This is a genomic window from Shewanella abyssi, from assembly GCF_023284025.1.
Taxonomy (GTDB): Bacteria; Pseudomonadota; Gammaproteobacteria; order Enterobacterales; family Shewanellaceae; genus Shewanella; species Shewanella abyssi.
Genome location: NZ_JAKIKR010000004.1, coordinates 1 through 16,768, shown reverse-complemented (window position 1 = coordinate 16,768; position 16,768 = coordinate 1). Strand labels below are relative to the sequence as shown.

General features: G+C 46.4%; 9 protein-coding genes. 4 read left to right on the top strand and 5 right to left on the bottom strand.

The genetic code is table 11. The annotated features are described in order from the left end of the window. Nucleotides 1-133 precede the first annotated feature (133 nt). From L2755_RS03000 to L2755_RS02990, 3 genes are all read left to right on the top strand, one after another. Nucleotides 134-3,214 (top strand): efflux RND transporter permease subunit, encoded by a 3,081-nt coding sequence (locus L2755_RS03000; protein ID WP_248979279.1) that lies wholly within the window; start codon nucleotides 134-136, stop codon nucleotides 3,212-3,214. A 218-nt stretch (nucleotides 3,215-3,432) separates the two neighbouring features. Continuing rightward, complete coding sequence (locus L2755_RS02995) at nucleotides 3,433-3,807, top strand: hypothetical protein (RefSeq protein WP_248979278.1); 375 nt, start codon at nucleotides 3,433-3,435, stop codon at nucleotides 3,805-3,807. Nucleotides 3,808-3,844: 37 nt separating this feature from the next. Then, a complete protein-coding gene (locus L2755_RS02990) occupies nucleotides 3,845-4,189 on the top strand; it encodes a DUF6677 family protein (RefSeq protein WP_248979277.1) in 345 nt (114 codons plus the stop codon). A 77-nt stretch (nucleotides 4,190-4,266) separates the two neighbouring features. Here the strand turns inward: L2755_RS02990 and L2755_RS02985 are convergent, their stop codons facing one another. The 5 genes from L2755_RS02985 to L2755_RS02965 all read right to left on the bottom strand — a co-directional run bounded on the left by L2755_RS02985 (nucleotide 4,267) and on the right by L2755_RS02965 (nucleotide 13,183). Continuing rightward, a complete protein-coding gene (locus tag L2755_RS02985) occupies nucleotides 4,267-4,581 on the bottom strand; it encodes a hypothetical protein (protein ID WP_248979276.1) in 315 nt (104 codons plus the stop codon). 135 nt (nucleotides 4,582-4,716) lie between these two features. Then, nucleotides 4,717-5,163, bottom strand: coding sequence for a hypothetical protein (locus tag L2755_RS02980; protein WP_248979275.1), 447 nt, complete (start codon nucleotides 5,161-5,163; stop codon nucleotides 4,717-4,719). A gap of 143 nt (nucleotides 5,164-5,306) precedes the next feature. Continuing rightward, a complete protein-coding gene (locus L2755_RS02975) occupies nucleotides 5,307-7,709 on the bottom strand; it encodes a zinc-dependent metalloprotease (RefSeq protein ID WP_248979274.1) in 2,403 nt (800 codons plus the stop codon). 153 nt (nucleotides 7,710-7,862) lie between these two features. Further along, nucleotides 7,863-11,567: a response regulator gene (locus L2755_RS02970; protein WP_248979273.1), complete on the bottom strand. Its 3,705-nt coding sequence runs from the start codon at nucleotides 11,565-11,567 to the stop codon at nucleotides 7,863-7,865. 221 nt (nucleotides 11,568-11,788) lie between these two features. Beyond that, nucleotides 11,789-13,183 carry a PhoH family protein gene (locus L2755_RS02965; protein ID WP_248979272.1) on the bottom strand — a complete coding sequence of 465 codons (1,395 nt, stop codon included), beginning with the start codon at nucleotides 13,181-13,183 and terminating at the stop codon, nucleotides 11,789-11,791. Between the two features lie 329 nt (nucleotides 13,184-13,512). Between L2755_RS02965 and rapA the strand changes: the two genes are divergently transcribed. Next, a complete protein-coding gene (rapA, locus tag L2755_RS02960) occupies nucleotides 13,513-16,419 on the top strand; it encodes an RNA polymerase-associated protein RapA (protein WP_248979271.1) in 2,907 nt (968 codons plus the stop codon). Nucleotides 16,420-16,768: the final 349 nt, after the last annotated feature.

Below are 16,768 nucleotides of genomic sequence, written 5' to 3'. Positions count from 1 at the left end.
ACACCCCCTTATTATCCCATTCGAATAACGACATTTTTGTCGCCCCAATGACTGCAGCGACAGCGCTAAAAGCTGGCGCGGTGCAAGTGATTGCGGCAGAGATGTCGAACATGTTTTACAAGAGGTTATCTCGATGAATTTTGCCGAATACTCCATTACTCACAAAGTGATCAGCTGGATGTTTGCCTTGCTGTTACTTGTGGGTGGCAGCATCTCTTTTTTCAGTTTAGGTCAACTGGAATTCCCAGAGTTTACGCTTAAAAACGCATTGGTAGTGACGAGCTACCCTGGCGCATCGCCGCAGCAAGTAGAAGAGGAGGTGACACTGCCGCTTGAAGATGCCTTGCAACAACTCGACGGCATTAAGCACATTACTTCGATCAACAGTGCTGGCTTGTCGCAAATCGAGATTGAAATGAAGGAGAACTACGGCGTCGATGAGCTGCCGCAGATATGGGATGAAGTGCGCCGTAAAATAAACGACAAAGCAATGTTGTTACCCCAGGGCGCCATGGCACCTAAAGTGATCGATGACTTTGGCGATGTTTACGGCATTTTGCTCAATGTGAGCGGTGAAGGATACAGCAGCCGCGAGCTGCAAAATTACGCTGACTTTTTAAGACGAGAACTGGTCTTGGTTGAGGGGATTAAAAAAGTCACCATCGCTGGGATTATTAGCGAGCAAGTGGTGGTGGAGATCTCGCAACAAAAGCTTAGCGCGCTGGGGCTAGACCAAGACTATATCTATGGCCTTATCAACGGCCAGAACGTGGTCTCTAATGCCGGTAGTATGTTAGTGGGTGATAACCGTATCCGTATTCATCCCACGGGGGAATTTGAGAACCTGCAGCAAATGGAGCGCTTATTGATTAGCCCACCTGGCAGCGCAAAACTTATCTACTTAGGCGATATAGCTAAGGTCTATAAAGATAGCCAAGAGACGCCATCAAGTATCTACCATGCGGGGGGTAAGAATGCCCTATCAATTGGAATTTCGTTCTCCCGCGGTGTTAACGTGGTCGATGTTGGCGCAGCCGTTAATGCACGCATGATTGAGCTTTATAGTGAGCTGCCTATCGGCATGACACTTGATACCGTTTACGATCAAAGCAAGATGGTGGATGATACTGTTAATGGCTTTTTAATCAACTTAGCCGAATCGATAGCCATTGTGATTGGCGTGCTGCTTGTCTTTATGGGTGTGCGCTCAGGCCTACTGATGGGGCTGGTACTGTTGCTGACTATTTCGGGCACCTTCGTGGTGATGAATGTGTTCAATATTGAGCTGCAAATCATCTCGCTCGGCGCATTAATTATTGCTCTGGGTATGCTGGTTGATAACGCGATAGTGGTTACCGAGGGGATATTAATTGGGATTAAACGCGGTCAAACAAGGTTGGAGACCGCTAAACAAGTGATTAATCAAAACCAGTGGCCATTACTGGGTGCCACGGTGATCGCGATTATCGCCTTCGCGCCGATTGGTTTATCAGATAATGCCACCGGCGAGTTTTGTGCATCACTATTCCAAGTATTGTTGATTTCATTGTCTATCAGCTGGATCACAGCGATGACGCTAACGCCTTTCTTCTGCAACTTGATGTTTAAAGATGGCGCAGTGGATGAAGATCAGGGTGATGATCCTTACAAGGGATGGTTGTTCGTGCTTTACCGCAACGTTCTCAATCTGGCGATGCGCTTTAGAGCCGTCAGCGTACTCTTGGTTATTACCGCGCTGATCGCATCTGTTTTCGGTTTTGGCCATGTGAAGAACGTTTTCTTTCCTGCATCGAACACGCCGATGTTCTTTGTCGATGTGTGGATGCCCGAAGGCACTGATATCAAAGCGACAGAAAGGCTGCTAAAGCGTATCGAAACCGATCTACTGGAGCAACAGGCAGTACACGACATAGGTTTAGTCAATTTAACCACCGTTGTCGGCCAAGGCGCGCAGCGATTTGGCCTATCGTATGTGCCTGAAAAGGGCTACAGCGCCTACGCTCAATTACTGATTGAGATGAGCAATCTCAATACGCTAAACGACTATATGCGCACACTTGAGCGTGAACTGAGCCTTAAGTATCCAGAAGCGGAATACCGCATTAAGTATATGGAAAATGGCCCCGCGCCGGCCGCTAAAATTGAAGCGCGTTTTTTTGGTGAAGATCCGCAAGTGTTGCGTCAACTCGCAGCCCAAGCAGAGGCTGTTTTTGAAGCCGAGCCTACAGTCGTTAGCATACGACACAACTGGCGCAATCAAGTCATGCTAGTGAGACCTCAATTAGCCTTGGCACAAGCCAGAGAAACCGGTATTAGTAAGCAAAATTTGGATAACGCCTTACAGACTAACTTCGGCGGCAAACAGATTGGTACTTACCGTGAAAATAGCCATCTGATGCCGATTATTGCCCGCGCTCCAGCCAGCGAGCGACTCGATGCCGAGAGTATGTGGAAGCTGCAAGTCTGGAGCAGTGAAAACAACACCTTTGTACCTGTTACCCAAGTGGTATCAGACTTTACTACAGAGTGGGAAGATCCTTTGATCATGCGCCGCGATCGTAAACGGGCGATCTCAGTACTGGCAGAGCCGGCAAATGCCATTGGTGAAACGGCGGACTCCGTCTTTAGAAAGGTAAGGCCTGGTATAGAAGCCATTGAACTGCCAAGTGGTTATGAATTGGAATGGGGCGGCGATCATGAAACCTCACTTGAGGCTGAAGCGGGTGTATTTAGCTCTATTCCACTGGGCTTTCTAGCGATGTTTTTAATTACTGTACTGTTGTTTAACTCAGTAAGACAGCCCTTGGTCATTTGGTTTACCGTGCCACTGGCCTTAATCGGTGTGGTGTCAGGCTTACTATTATTTGATGCTCCTTTTAGCTTTATGGCGCTGCTGGGTCTACTGAGCTTAACTGGCATGATCATTAAAAATGGCATTGTACTGGTGGATCAAATTAACCTTGAGCTGCGACAAGGGAAAGCAGCCTATCAAGCGGTTGTGGATTCAGCCGTGAGCCGAGTAAGACCCGTGTTAATGGCGGCGATTACCACCATGCTAGGGATGATCCCCCTGCTATCGGATGCCTTCTTTGGCTCAATGGCCATTACCATCATCTTCGGTTTAGGCTTCGCCTCTGTATTGACGTTAATCATATTGCCCGTCACCTATACATTGGCATTTCGTATTCCTTATCAACCCAAGCAAGCGAGATAAGGAGGTTACTACGGATTAAATAACCCAATAGATCGATAAAGTAAGTGCTATAAAAAATGCTTCCCGGCAGCTCAGGCCCAACACCCTAATGTGTTGGGCCTGAGTACTTTTATCGACTTGATGTTTAATGCGTTCAGTCACTTGATGAACAAAATTTTATGAGTAATCAGTATCCGAGGCTGTTAATGTAACCACACGCTACATTGACGGTTGGCTTTATGAAACGCTCCAAATTCAATCATCACGGCCTTTCAGTTAGATTAACCACTACGTTATTGTGTAGCAGCTTACTGTCATTCCCGGTGTTAGCTGATTGCGGCTCCCCTATTGCGCAGCAAGAGCGTGAGATTGGAGTCATGGTAAAGGCTATCGATAAAGCGATTGCCACTCCGCAAGCCGACTCCCTCGAACTGATCTACCAATATGGCACTGACTCGCGTTATTACCTGATGATAAGAGGTTGGTTAGTGCAGGAGTTGGCAGGGGTTAATAGCCAACTTGAAGCCTATAAACAACAAGATGAACGTCGCCGAGTACTTGAACAACAGGTGAGTTTTTTACAGCAAGCCATTCGCCGTATCGATCTTGAATAAACGCGATTAGCCAGCAGCATATACCCAGGGACAGACCATGAAGACTTCAGTAAAAGCAGCCTTGCTATCGGCATTTATTTGTCCTGGCGCGGGGCATTTCTATTTAAAGCAGCGAGGGGTAGGCAATCTCATTCTAGTCACCGCTATCGCCTCTTTATCCTACTTGTGCTGGCACGCTTACCAGCGCGCACAATTAATCTCAGAGCAGATCCTTAATGGTGAGATCCCCTTGCAACTTGATGCCATCTACAGCGCAGTCACCCAAGCGCCGGTGGGCAATGAAGCGATTTGGATTAACTTAGCCACCGCAGGCTTTATATTAACTTGGATTATTGGTATTGCCGATGCTTACCGTTTAGGTCGCCGCCAGGATAGTGAGTAAGCAGTCATTAACATCAATAAAAAGGGTTACTCATTGAGTAACCCTTTTTTTAAAACAAAGCTCAACCGCGGTAGCGATTACATGAATGACTCTTTCGCTGCATCAGTTTTAGAGAAATCATGTTGGGTCGTCGGATGACGATGCTGATGGATTTCTGACTTTACATTTTTCGAAAAATCGTAAGCGCTAGTCGCCGCTAACGTCTTTGAAAAATCATGACGATTTGAGATCCGCTGAATATTGTTTGGCTGCTCTGCAGCAGGTGCATTTTTAGAAAAATCGTAATCAGCACGTGCTGCTGCTGTTTTAGAGAAATCTGGTCGTTCAGCCATCGCTGAGGTCGAAACTAAGGTAATAACTACAGATAAGGCTACGCTGGTTAACATTTTCATATACAACTCCAATCTAATTTGCCCACTTTCGTTAACAACCAGTCTAAGTGATCTACCTGCTTTAGAGAACAAAAAAGGGACAAATTTTGCAATTTGATACATATAACATACAAAAGTTTAAAACTATGTTAGTGCCTATGCTGTTGGAGGGGGATTAACTATATGAAGGGTAACTGTTTTAACTGACCATAGCGGATCAATAATTCTTTCACTCTCGAGATTGAATTGTAAGGCTAGCGAAACAAGGTGGTGTAAGCCTGATGCACAACCACCGTGGGTCGTACAATGTCCTGACGCCAATTGCTGACAAAATGTTTCACAATCGAGTGGGTAATTGGTGTCTAAATCGCCAAATTGAGCTAATTGCTGTTGCGACTCAGCGGTTTCAGAAGCCACGATGACAAAATCAATCACGTTTGAATCAGCGCTTACTGAAGAGAATTGCTGTGGATATGACTCCGATGTCGCAGATTGATTTTTGCTTACTGTGTGTAACAGATCTGGCAACGCCATCGCCGGCGTGAGCAAAAATTGCCCCAGCAACGAGATGACTAAAAACAGATGTGTTATTCGTTTAAGCAAAAGAGTTCCTAAATTTCAGCACAAATAGAGTGATTACTCAAATATAGACAGGGCCCTGTAAGAATAGTTTCATTTAGTCACCAATAAAAAAGCGCTTGGTTACACCAAACGCTTTCTTGTCACTTGCAAAAGACAATGTGGGCTTAAATAGGTGAACCCGGTGGCATAGGTAAAGGCTTAGCAATAAGCTTAACCTTGGCGTCGTTCAAGCCCTTTTCAATGCCTTGCTGTAACCAAGCAAAGTGCGCAGCTTGGTACGCACTGACACGCTTCACTTTGCGCTTTAATTGCTTAATGGTGTAGTTCAAACGCTCTGCTAGCTGCGCTTTAACTTCAGGTCGAGTCTTGTCGTTATGATATGCCTGTAGCAACACATCTAGCGTGACGGCATTGACGCGCATCCACACACCTAATTCAGCGCCCGTCGGCATATCAGCAAAAACGGTTTTAGCTAAGACTTTATCGGTCACTTTTGACACCGACCACTGCTCTTTATCATTAAGATAGGCTTGGTTAACGCGATTCAGTCGCTCAGGCACAAAAATTTGCGCTAGCGCATGGCGACTTAATACTTCAGCCATTCCCAGTGGGTCTGCAACCACGCCGAGTCCTGAGTGGAAGCTCTCTCGGGTATGACTATAATTACCCGCTTTAGGCACAAGCCTCTGCTGCAGTGACTCAGTAATGGTCAACTCACTCGGCGCTATGGTCGCCAATACTGCCTGCAACGCTTGCTGCTGTAGCGCGGGAGCAAGATAGTGCCACGACTGACCATCCACACCATCACCATAGGTGTAGTCGGTACCGCCGATAAACTTGGCTGCTGCGGTGATTTGGAATCGAGTTAATAGGTAGATAGGTACAAAGGCATCACTGAGCTCACCCTTGGGTTGCTCAGCTAATAGTGCTTCGGCAGAGAAATCTTCTATCGCTTTAGCCCGCACGGCGCTTAGTCGGCTCAATTCCGCAACCGGATCATTGCCATTATCCCACAAGCTGGCATAAGCGTTACTTGCCCCAGCACTTCTTGAGTCAGCTTCACCGATATATCTAAGCCCTTGACGCTCAACATCTGCACGCATATCAGTCAGTGCTGTTTTTTCTTGCTCTTGATCTGAGTACTCACCGTAGCCATAAGCAACGGTATATTTGTCCCAAACGCCAATACCTTCATCATAAGGCTGAGTGATATCAATCTTGCCACCATTAATGGTGATCATGGGGTGCGGATAGTCCATCACCGAGGCATTGCTATTGCTCGATGCGGCAAAGTTATGATCTAAGCCTAACGTGTGGCCAACTTCATGGGCTGCAAGCTGTCTTATTCTCGCCAGTGACAACGCCATTGCGGCGTCGTCAGCTGCAGCTCGATCTTCCCAGCCAGCAGTGAGACCGCGAGCTATAAGGTGGTCCTGTCGTACGCGTTGACTGCCCAGTGTGACATGACCTTTAATGATTTCACCCGTGCGTGGATCGGTCACCGCAGATCCATAAGACCAACCGCGTGTTGCGCGGTGTACCCATTGAATGACGTTATAACGCACATCTTGTGGGTCGGCATCTTCTGGCAATAGCTCGACTTTAAAGCCATTGATAAAACCAGCATCGGTAAAGGCATCCTCCCACCAGCTTGCGCCCTCAAGCAGCGCTGAGCGGATAGGCTCGGGCACACCCGGATCTAGGTAGTAAGTAATCGGTTTGATAACCTGACTCGGCGCGGCGCCTGGGGTAACTTTTTCTAATCGGTGGCGTAACAGCAAGCGTTGGCGAATATCTTGGTCGACACGAGTGCCATAGTCGAGATAATCATCGGATAAGTAACCGCTCATTGGGTGGTATGCGCGGGTTTGATACTGCTCTTCAGGCAACGCGATAAACGAGTAGCGTAAACGCACTGACATGTGCTTTGCATCAGGGGTTACCTGGGCGACATAGTTACCCTCTTTGGCACTATTAAAGGTCAGTAGTACATCCACATCGCTATTACGCTCAAATGACTTCACCCCTTCAGGTAAAATCAACGACTTAGTTTTATCCAGCGTATAGCTGCCCTGCTTGGTTTGCTCTAGGACATCACTAATACCGTGCAAATCGTTAACGACCAGATCATTGATGGCGACGATATTTCGTTTACCGGTAACCACTTTTCCGCGCCACAAAATAGATTCTGCAAATGCCTCTTTCACAGCTCGCTGTTCGGCGGCATTATCAGTACTGGCGCGGTAAGCCGTATTAAGCTGTTTAAGAATAAGATATGGGCCATGGCGCTCAAACTGTACCATTCTAGTACGGCCTAGCTGGCCTCGGTCGAGACCAATATCATTGGAACCGACCCCGTGAGGTAAGCTGGTAAGCAATAGAAAAGGTTGATTGAGTTTATTGGCTTCAATGTAGAGATCACCGGAAGATTTCTGGTAGAACAGGTTAATGAAACCGGTGGCTGCTTGGCTTTTTTTAATAATAGATGTGGTGTTAGTTGCAGCATACGAACTGGTCAATGGCACTGTCGCCAAGGCGATTGCCAGCGCAAGTTTGTAGGGTTTCATGGTCTCTCCTTGAGCCTTATTATTCGTTACCGTACCGATGCAGTTGTCTTTATTATTGTATCGATACAATAGTCTTTATTATCAGTTAGCTTAATAAATAGGCTTACATTAAAGCAAGCCTATATGAATAGTTATTTTAAAAACATTAACAGATTATGATTTCCTGCCACATTCATCAATCCAATGACTGATTGTTTCAAATAACTCGTTGAGTACAATAGGTTTAGTAATATGTGCGTTCATGCCTGCTGACAGACTTTTTTCTCTATCGCCAGACATGGCGTGGGCCGTCATCGCAATAACGGGCAGCTCTGATGCTGGATAACGTTTACGCAACTCTCTGGTGGCCGTTAAACCATCCATAACCGGCATCTGAATATCCATGAGTACCGCATCGTAATTCGCCACATCAATCATATCTAAGGCTATTTGACCGTTATCGGCCACATCGACCGTATAACCCGCACTCTTCAGCAGCTCAGTCGCAACCTGCTGGTTAATAAAGTTATCTTCAACCAACAATATGTAGCCAGCGTCTTTATCTGCCACAGCTTCAATCACCTCCGGCAGCTGATTTAAACTAGGTTCATCAGAGAATGCCGAGATAATTTCATCAAACAGAGATGATGCTTTAAAGGGCTTTTGCAGCAAGGCAAATACATTGGAGGCTTCTACATCTTTATGCATCGGCTCTGCCGCGTAAGCTGTCATCATGATGATCACTGGACGCTTAGCCAGTTTGCCTGCGGCCACCATGGCGTCGATCTCTTTAATCACCGCAATACCATCCATCTCAGGCATCATCCAATCGAGCAGTAGCAGATCGACTGGGTTCTTACTGAGCTTATATAACCCCTCGGGGCCACTCGCAGCGGTATCAACCGAGAAGTGAAAATCTCGCATCACACTAGAGTAGATCTGCAGTGCGGTAGGGTTATCGTCAATGACTAAGGTCTTTAAGTTGCCTAACGTTGCCGGCACGATTAATGGCAGTACTTCGGCTTCTTCGGCAATCTCAAAGCTAATGGTAAAGCTAAAGCTACTTCCCACCCCAATCTCACTTTCAACTTGCATGGTGCCGCCCATCATCGACACTAGGTGCTTACTGATAGACAGCCCAAGGCCGGTGCCACCGTACTTACGCGTGGTTGAGCCATCCGCTTGGGCGAAGGCGTCAAACAAAATGGCTTGCTGCTCTTTACTGATCCCGATACCCGTATCGCGGACCCAGAATTTAAGGGTAATACGATGATCTCGCTCACCCACATCTTCACAGCCAAGTTCTATCTCCCCTGACTGAGTGAACTTAACCGCATTAGAGAGCATGTTGATTAACACTTGCCCAAGACGCAGTGGATCGCCCTCAAGGATAAGCCCTGCAGTGACAGGGGCATACAGCAGTAGCTCAACCCCCTTCTCTTGCGCTTTGAGGGCATTGAGATTCAGTGCATGATCCAGCACCTTATCGAGGGGAAATGCTACTCGTTCAAGCTCTAGTTTACCGGCTTCAATCTTAGAAAAATCGAGGATGTCGTTGATAATCCGCAGTAATGAATGAGCAGAGAAACCCGCTTTTTCGAGATAATCTTTTTGCTGCGCCGTTAACGACGTGCGCTGCGCCAGCTGTAACATACCAATAATCGCGTTCATCGGCGTGCGGATCTCGTGGCTCATATTGGCCAAGAACTCACTCTTATAAAGGTTTGCCATTTCAGCGTCTTGCTTAGCTTCAAGCATGGCGACTTCGTTACGTTTATGGCGAGTAATATCTTTATGAGTGCCCACCATACGTTTAGGTTGATTGGTCGCGGTATACTCAACCACTCGTCCACGAGACAGCAGCCAATGGTACTCGCCACTTTTACCCAGCATTCTAAATTCTACATCGTAGGTACCCACGGGATCGCTCAAATACTCGTTACGATGCTCCTCTACTCGCAGACGATCATCTGGATGAATAAGCTCATCGATTGTTGACACTAACGCAGGAAACTCATTGCTCTTATAACCCAACATGGAGTAATAAGCTGGATTACAAATAATTTGCTCTGAATCTAAATACCAATCCCACAGACCATCTTCTACTGCATCCATTGCCAGATGATAACGCTCTTCAGACAAACGTAGCTGCTCTGCAGATTCATACTCACGAGTGACATCACGCCATACCGCAATCAAACCTAATAGCTCGTCACGGCGGTTATAAAATGGAATTTTCAGGGTATCAAGCAGTACTGACTTACCCGCCAATTCCACTTTCTCTTGGTAACGCAGTGGTACTCGGTTGGTGAGGACTCTTTCATCTTCCGCTCGAATACGAACCGCTTGCTCGCTCGGTATCAGTGCATCAGCGTACTTACCGATAAGCTCATTCTCGGTGTAGCCAAGCATGCGCTCTGCTGATTTATTACAACCCAAATAACGACCATCTTTATCTTTAAACACAATGGCTTCGGGGATCGAATCGAGTAGCGAACGCAGCAAAGCATACTCTTGCTCACGCCGCTCAGTGGTGTCTTTAAGGCGTTCAGTGCGCTGGGCAACCAATTTATCAAGTCGCCGATTTTGTTCGGCTAGATGTCGGGTATATTGCTTATTCTCTTCAAAAATCCGACTCACCAACTGGAACCAGGGGGCCCAGCCCTCAGTGATCTTCTCCGGGGGCTTAATCGGCTCAGCCGAGCACTCTTCCAAATGAGTTAACAATCGCGTCGCGGGATTAACGAATGAGCGACGGGTCTGCCAATGCACTATGGTGACCAAGACAGATAAAGCCATCACCACTAATACAAATGACAGCTCTAGTTTTTCCCAAGAGTCCTTAAATAGATCATCCACATCTTGCAGATACAATAAGCGCCAAGGTGGATTAGCGAGAGCGACCGAGTGAATGTAGTAACCATTGCGAATGATACCTTCATGGGCATCAAACAATTCAGACTCTGGAATTGAGTGCAGCTCGGAAGGGATCTTCTGGCTAATATGGTAGACCCGACTAAAGTCTGAGGTATCGATATCGCTGTGAGACAAAATATTGTTGTCTTGATCTAGCAAGATAACGGTACCCGGCATTTTAAAATAGAGACGGATCTGCTTAGTCAGTTCGGCGAGTGTCATGTCTAAATTGATTGAGCCGATAAACTCATCTTCTAGGTAGATAGGAACGCCTAATGTTGTCAGCAAGCCCTTTTTAGTCGGCTCTACATACGCTGGACTCCAAAAGATACTGCGCTGCGGATTCATTGCAGGCGTTGCTAGCTGAAACTGTTTCTTATTAAGCAGTTCATCACGAAAACGTTGCTCATCCGATGGCCACGGATAATAGGACATGATGCGGCGCTTGGAGATGTAGTAAACCGATGATGCTTTTGGCGCGGCTTCTTTTGCGACGGGAAACGACAGCGATAGTTCAAATAGCATCTCCAGTTCTTGGTAAAATTTATCGCTGCGCCCATTGAGAGAGCCCGCTCCAGTGATCCGCCCCATACTGGTGAATGGGTCGCCGGTATGGGCATAGTTGGGTTCAAGGGTAAAAAACTGGCCACTTTCATCAAACTTTTCATACTGAGGTAAGCGGTCTTTACGCACCAACTCACCCAGTTTTAGATGGTCAATGGCAACATTCCGCAAGCTTTTAACCGCTCGAATACTGGATTCAAGCAGCAAATCAATCTGCATAACGTGACGCTCGACGAGCTCTTCACGCTGCTCCATGACTTGGGTTTTTTGTCTTTCAAAAAAGAGCCCTGCTGTCAGCAAGGCCATAATAATCACACCGATATAAGTGTAAAAAACAGCTCTACTATAGTTTTTTTGTATCGGTGACTTTAACTGCGGAGCCGGATCAGTCGGTTTCATTTACAACCCTTGGTAATACTCAATCACAATGCGTGATCATTAGTGCCAATGCCTAAGCAGATGCTTATCTTGGTATGCTAGCTAATAGTATCTTATCAGGAAGATAGCTTATTGGAATACTCTATATTAGATTAAAATCTAACGGGTAAGTGGAGAAAAGGCCGCAATATGAGTGAGGCCTTTGAGTTTACGATGTTCTAGGTTAAAGCGACTTATTGAGCTTATAGATTTTCTTCGGCAAACTCCGCTAAACGTGAGCGAACCACGCCATTTAAATAGACATTGGCGCTACCGTCAAAATCTTTAAAGCGCTCAACAATGTATGTCAGGCCAGAAGTTACCGCAGTTAAATAGTTTGAATCTATCTGCGCCAAATTACCGCTACAAATCAGCTTCGTTCCCTCTCCCATGCGGGTGATCATGGTTTTGATCTGCGACGCGGTTAAGTTTTGACACTCATCAAGCAGCACCACCGAGTTTTGAATAGAACGACCGCGCATAAAGTTAATAGATTTAAACTGGATATTGGCCTTGTCCATGATGTAGTTCATGCTACCACTGGGGTTAACATCGTTTTTATGTAGCACCTCCAGTGTATCGGTAATCGCCGCTAACCAAGGCGTCATCTTCTCCTCTTCTGTGCCGGGTAAGAAACCAATTGACTCGGCAATTTCAGGGGTGTTTCGAGTGACGATAATTTTTTCATATTTACCCCGCTCCACCACCATCTCCAGTGCGGCCGCCATCGCCAGTAAGGTTTTACCACAGCCAGCAGGGCCAGTTAGGATCACCAGATCAATCGCCGGATCCAATAGCGCCTGCAATGCCATGCCTTGGTAGATATTCTTCGGCCTAATGCCCCATGCATTGAGGTTCATCAATCGTTCTTGGCCGAGATCTAAAAACTTAAGCTCGGTCGCGGTCTTCTCAATAATGCGACCACAGAACTCCTTACCCTCATCCAATAAGTATTGATTGGTGTAAAAGATATCGTCACCGAGCTTATCGATTGGCACCGTATGCACCGTATGGCGACCATTACTCTCGGTGGTGACATCGTCGGTATGTTGCCAAAAGTCACCGTCAAATTTATGGAAGCCTTTGGTTAAAAAACGGATGTCATCGATTAATTGGTCGGTGCGGTAGTCTTCAACGCGTTCTATACCGGCACCTTTTGCCTTCAGGCGCATATTGATGTCTTTGGTCACAAGAACGACGGTGCGGGGATGATGTGTCTTTTGTAGATGTAATGCAGTGTTAATAATGCGATTATCGTTACTATCACCTGGCATACTGCCAATGGTAAATTCGATTTGATGGTCGGGGAAAATCGACAAGGTACCGTTGGCATCACTGTGATCTTCTCGCCTAGGCAATGGCACGCCTTGCACAATTTGCTCGGGGGTCGTTTGCCCGCCAAGTATATCTTCTAATGCTCTAATCGCGACCCTTGCATCGCGGCTGACGTCTCTCTTTCTATCCTTAATGAGATCCAGTTCTTCTAGAACTGTCATTGGTACGACTACGTCATGCTCCTTAAATGAATAAATAGCCAAAGGTTCATGCAGTAATACGTTGGTATCCAGTACAAACAACTTTCTGTCGTCTTGTTCCATGGCGCCTCCAATGGTGCATTAGTTTTGATTACGAGATAAATTAAGCTCCTTTATGACCGATATTGGTTACATTTCATTAACTTTATACTGCCACCAATATAGCCGAGCTTCAATGACCTAGTAGGGTTTTTAATCGTAAGCCAAGGTTTGATGATTATCGCGATAACGTGACAAGTTGATGACACAAAAAAATACTCACATTCAACTGGATGATTTATAATCTATCGTCCGCAGAATTAGGCTAATATTAGTAGGTTCAATTTCAAAATGTGTGAGATTGTTATAACATACGCCCCCCTTGTGATTCACCCAGTATATGAGAGTTTTAAATGCCGTTTTCCCTAGGTCAACGTTGGATCAGCGATACCGAATCTGAATTAGGTTTGGGTACAGTCGTCGCTATGGAAGGCCGCATGGTCACTGTGCTTTTTTCTGCGACTGGCGAGAATAGATTATTTTCTCGTGCAGAAGCCCCGCTAACACGCGTTATCTTCAATCCAGGCGACAAAGTAGAGAGCCATGACGAATGGAGCTTGACCGTCACTGAAGTTGAAGAAAAAGATAACCTTATTATCTACCACGGCACTCATAACGAAACAGGCGAACAAGTTAGCCTGCGTGAAACGTTATTGAATCACAATATTCGTTTTAATAAACCGCAAGACCGTCTATTTGCAGGTCAAATAGATCGCATGGATCGTTTCGGTGTGCGCTATCAGTGCCAGTTATTGAGAAATAAGCTGGCCACCTCTGATCTACTTGGACTACAAGGGCCAAGAGTTGGATTGATCCCCCATCAGCAGTGGATTGCTCATGAAGTCGGGCAACGTTTTGCGCCGCGGGTATTACTGGCCGATGAAGTGGGTCTAGGTAAAACCATTGAAGCCGGTTTGATCATTCATCAACAACTGCTTACAGGCCGCGCGGAACGTATTTTGGTCATTGTGCCAGATACCTTGCGCCACCAATGGCTGGTCGAGATGCTACGCCGGTTTAACTTGCGCTTCTCTGTTTTCGACGAAGACCGCTGCGTTGAAGCTTATGCTGATAACGACAACCCTTTCTACACTGAGCAATTGGTTATCTGTTCACTTGAGCTATTACGTAAGAAAAAACGTTTAGAACAAGCATTAGATGCAGACTGGGACTTAATGGTCGTTGATGAAGCGCATCATTTAGAGTGGTCTGAAGATGCACCAAGCCGTGCTTATAAAGTTGTTGAAGCCTTAAGTAAAGTGGTTCCGGGTGTATTGCTATTGACTGCAACCCCCGACCAATTAGGTCACCAGAGTCATTTTGCCCGCCTGCGTTTACTCGATCCTGACCGCTTTTATGACTACCCAGCTTTCTTAAAAGAGGAAGAGGGTTATAAAGATGTCGCCACCGCTGCGGATGTTCTAGCCAGCGGCGATTCGCTTTCAAGTGAGGCTATTGCGAGCCTAACTGAACTGTTATCGGAAAAAGATATCAGTGGCAGCATTAACCTCATTCAAGACGAAAGCGCAGACGATGATAAACGTCATCAGGCCCGTGAAGAGATGCTACAAGAACTACTAGACCGTCATGGTACTGGCCGCGTGCTATACCGTAACAGTCGTGCATCAGTAAAAGGTTTCCCAACTCGTAACCTGCATATTCATCCCCAAGCGATGCCAGAGCAGTACGTAACCGCTTCTCGCGTTAGCGCAATGATGAACAAACACTTAAACACTGACGCCAAGGTGAGACAAGTACTCAGCCCTGAAAAAATCTACCACGATTTTGACAGCAGCAGTGCCAGTTGGTGGAAGTTTGATCCCCGTGTTGATTGGCTAATTGAGTTCCTTAAGGCCAATCGCAGCAAGAAAGTGCTTATTATCGCCAGCCAAGCTGAAACAGCCCTGAGTTTAGAGGAGGCGTTGCGTACCCGTGAAGGTATTCAGGCCACCGTATTCCACGAAGGTATGTCGATTATCGAGCGTGATAAAGCGGGCGCATATTTCGCACAAGAAACCGGTGGCGCGCAGGCGTTGATCTGTAGTGAGATTGGTTCTGAGGGGCGTAACTTCCAGTTTGCCAGCAACTTGGTATTATTTGATCTACCCCTAAATCCAGATCTGCTGGAGCAGCGTATTGGTCGTCTCGACCGTATTGGGCAAAAGAATGATGTTGAGATCCATCTACCTTATTTAGCCGGTACCGCGCAAGAACGACTAATGCAGTGGTATCACCAAGGTCTAAATGCCTTTGAATGCACTTGTCCAAGTGGTCACATTCTGTTTGGTGAATTTGCAGGCGAATTGCTTGAGAGCTTAGTTAGCAGCGATGACTCAACCCTTGAGGCGTTACTCGATAACACCAAAGCGCGTTACCAAGAGCTAAAAGTGGCGATGGAGCAAGGGCGCGATAAGCTGCTTGAGATTAACTCTCATGGCGGCGAACGTGCCAACAAGTTGGTCGAAAGTCTGGCTGCAAGAGATCAAGATACTCACTTAATAGGCTCGGTTATTCGTCTATGGGACATCATAGGTGTTGAGCAAGAAGACAGTGGTGAAAATGCCATTGTACTGCGTCCAAGTGAACATATGATGTTCCCAACTTACCCTGGTTTACCAGAAGATGGCATTACGGTCACCTTCGACCGTGATATTGCACTGTCTCGAGACGATATAGCCTTAATCACTCAGGAACATCCGCTAGTGCAGACCGGGCTAGATTTAATTACCTCTTCTGAAACTGGCACCACCAGTGTTGCGGTGTTAAAGAACAAAGCCTTACCCGCTGGCACTATATTTTTAGAACTGATCTATATGGCCGATGCTTCGGCACCAAAATCGAGCCAGCTTTATCGTTATTTGCCGCCGACCCCTATTCGTATCTTGCTAGATAAGACGGGTAATAATTTGTCTGAAAAAGTGACTTACGAAAGCTTCGATCGACAACTGAGCGCGGTTAATCGCCATATAGCCAGTAAGTTAGTCAGCGCGTCACAAGTCATTTTGCATCCGTTGTTTGCCAAAGGTGAAGCCTTTGCAGCAAAAGAGCTTAAATCGCTAACCGAAAGCGCTCGTGAGAAGATGACGCAACAACTATCAACTGAGCTTGAGCGACTAAAAGCCCTTAAAGCGGTTAACCCGAATATCCGTGAGGAAGAGTTAACCCATCTCAGTGGACAAATGAGTGAACTCAACCGTTATTTGGATGGTAGCCAGCTACAGCTAGATGCAGTTCGCTTGGTGTTAGTTAGCCACGCATAGCCGAATGCTAGCGGGTGAATAAAAGCTTTAAAATGCGCAAAGCCCTGCTTTAAAAGCGGGGCTTTTTGTTTAAAAAATTAATATAACCAAGGGGTCGGTTTATACTGCAGCGAGTATTTACCATATACTTCGCCACACCGTTATATAGCATCCCCACGACTATTGTGCTCTAAGGTTGTCTTAACGTATGGTTCATCATTTAAGCCTACCCGAATAGATAGGCTATTTGTGAAGCGGATCACAAATTGAGCAAATGCCCCAACTACCAACCCGATTGTCTATTTTTGTACTCTTTCTGAGAATCTTTAGATTGCCTCATTGCCGCAATAATTCGATTCTTTCCAGCGAG

Excerpts from the sequence above, each read along its gene's own strand:
- L2755_RS02995 (WP_248979278.1), top strand. The coding sequence starts at position 3,433 with ATGAAACGCTCCAAATTCAATCATCACGGCCTTTCAGTTAGATTAACC.
- L2755_RS02985 (WP_248979276.1), bottom strand. The coding sequence starts at position 4,581 with ATGAAAATGTTAACCAGCGTAGCCTTATCTGTAGTTATTACCTTAGTT.
- L2755_RS03000 (WP_248979279.1), top strand. The coding sequence starts at position 134 with ATGAATTTTGCCGAATACTCCATTACTCACAAAGTGATCAGCTGGATG.
- L2755_RS02965 (WP_248979272.1), bottom strand. The coding sequence starts at position 13,183 with ATGGAACAAGACGACAGAAAGTTGTTTGTACTGGATACCAACGTATTA.
- L2755_RS02990 (WP_248979277.1), top strand. The coding sequence starts at position 3,845 with ATGAAGACTTCAGTAAAAGCAGCCTTGCTATCGGCATTTATTTGTCCT.
- L2755_RS02975 (WP_248979274.1), bottom strand. The coding sequence starts at position 7,709 with ATGAAACCCTACAAACTTGCGCTGGCAATCGCCTTGGCGACAGTGCCA.
- L2755_RS02970 (WP_248979273.1), bottom strand. The coding sequence starts at position 11,567 with ATGAAACCGACTGATCCGGCTCCGCAGTTAAAGTCACCGATACAAAAA.
- rapA (WP_248979271.1), top strand. The coding sequence starts at position 13,513 with ATGCCGTTTTCCCTAGGTCAACGTTGGATCAGCGATACCGAATCTGAA.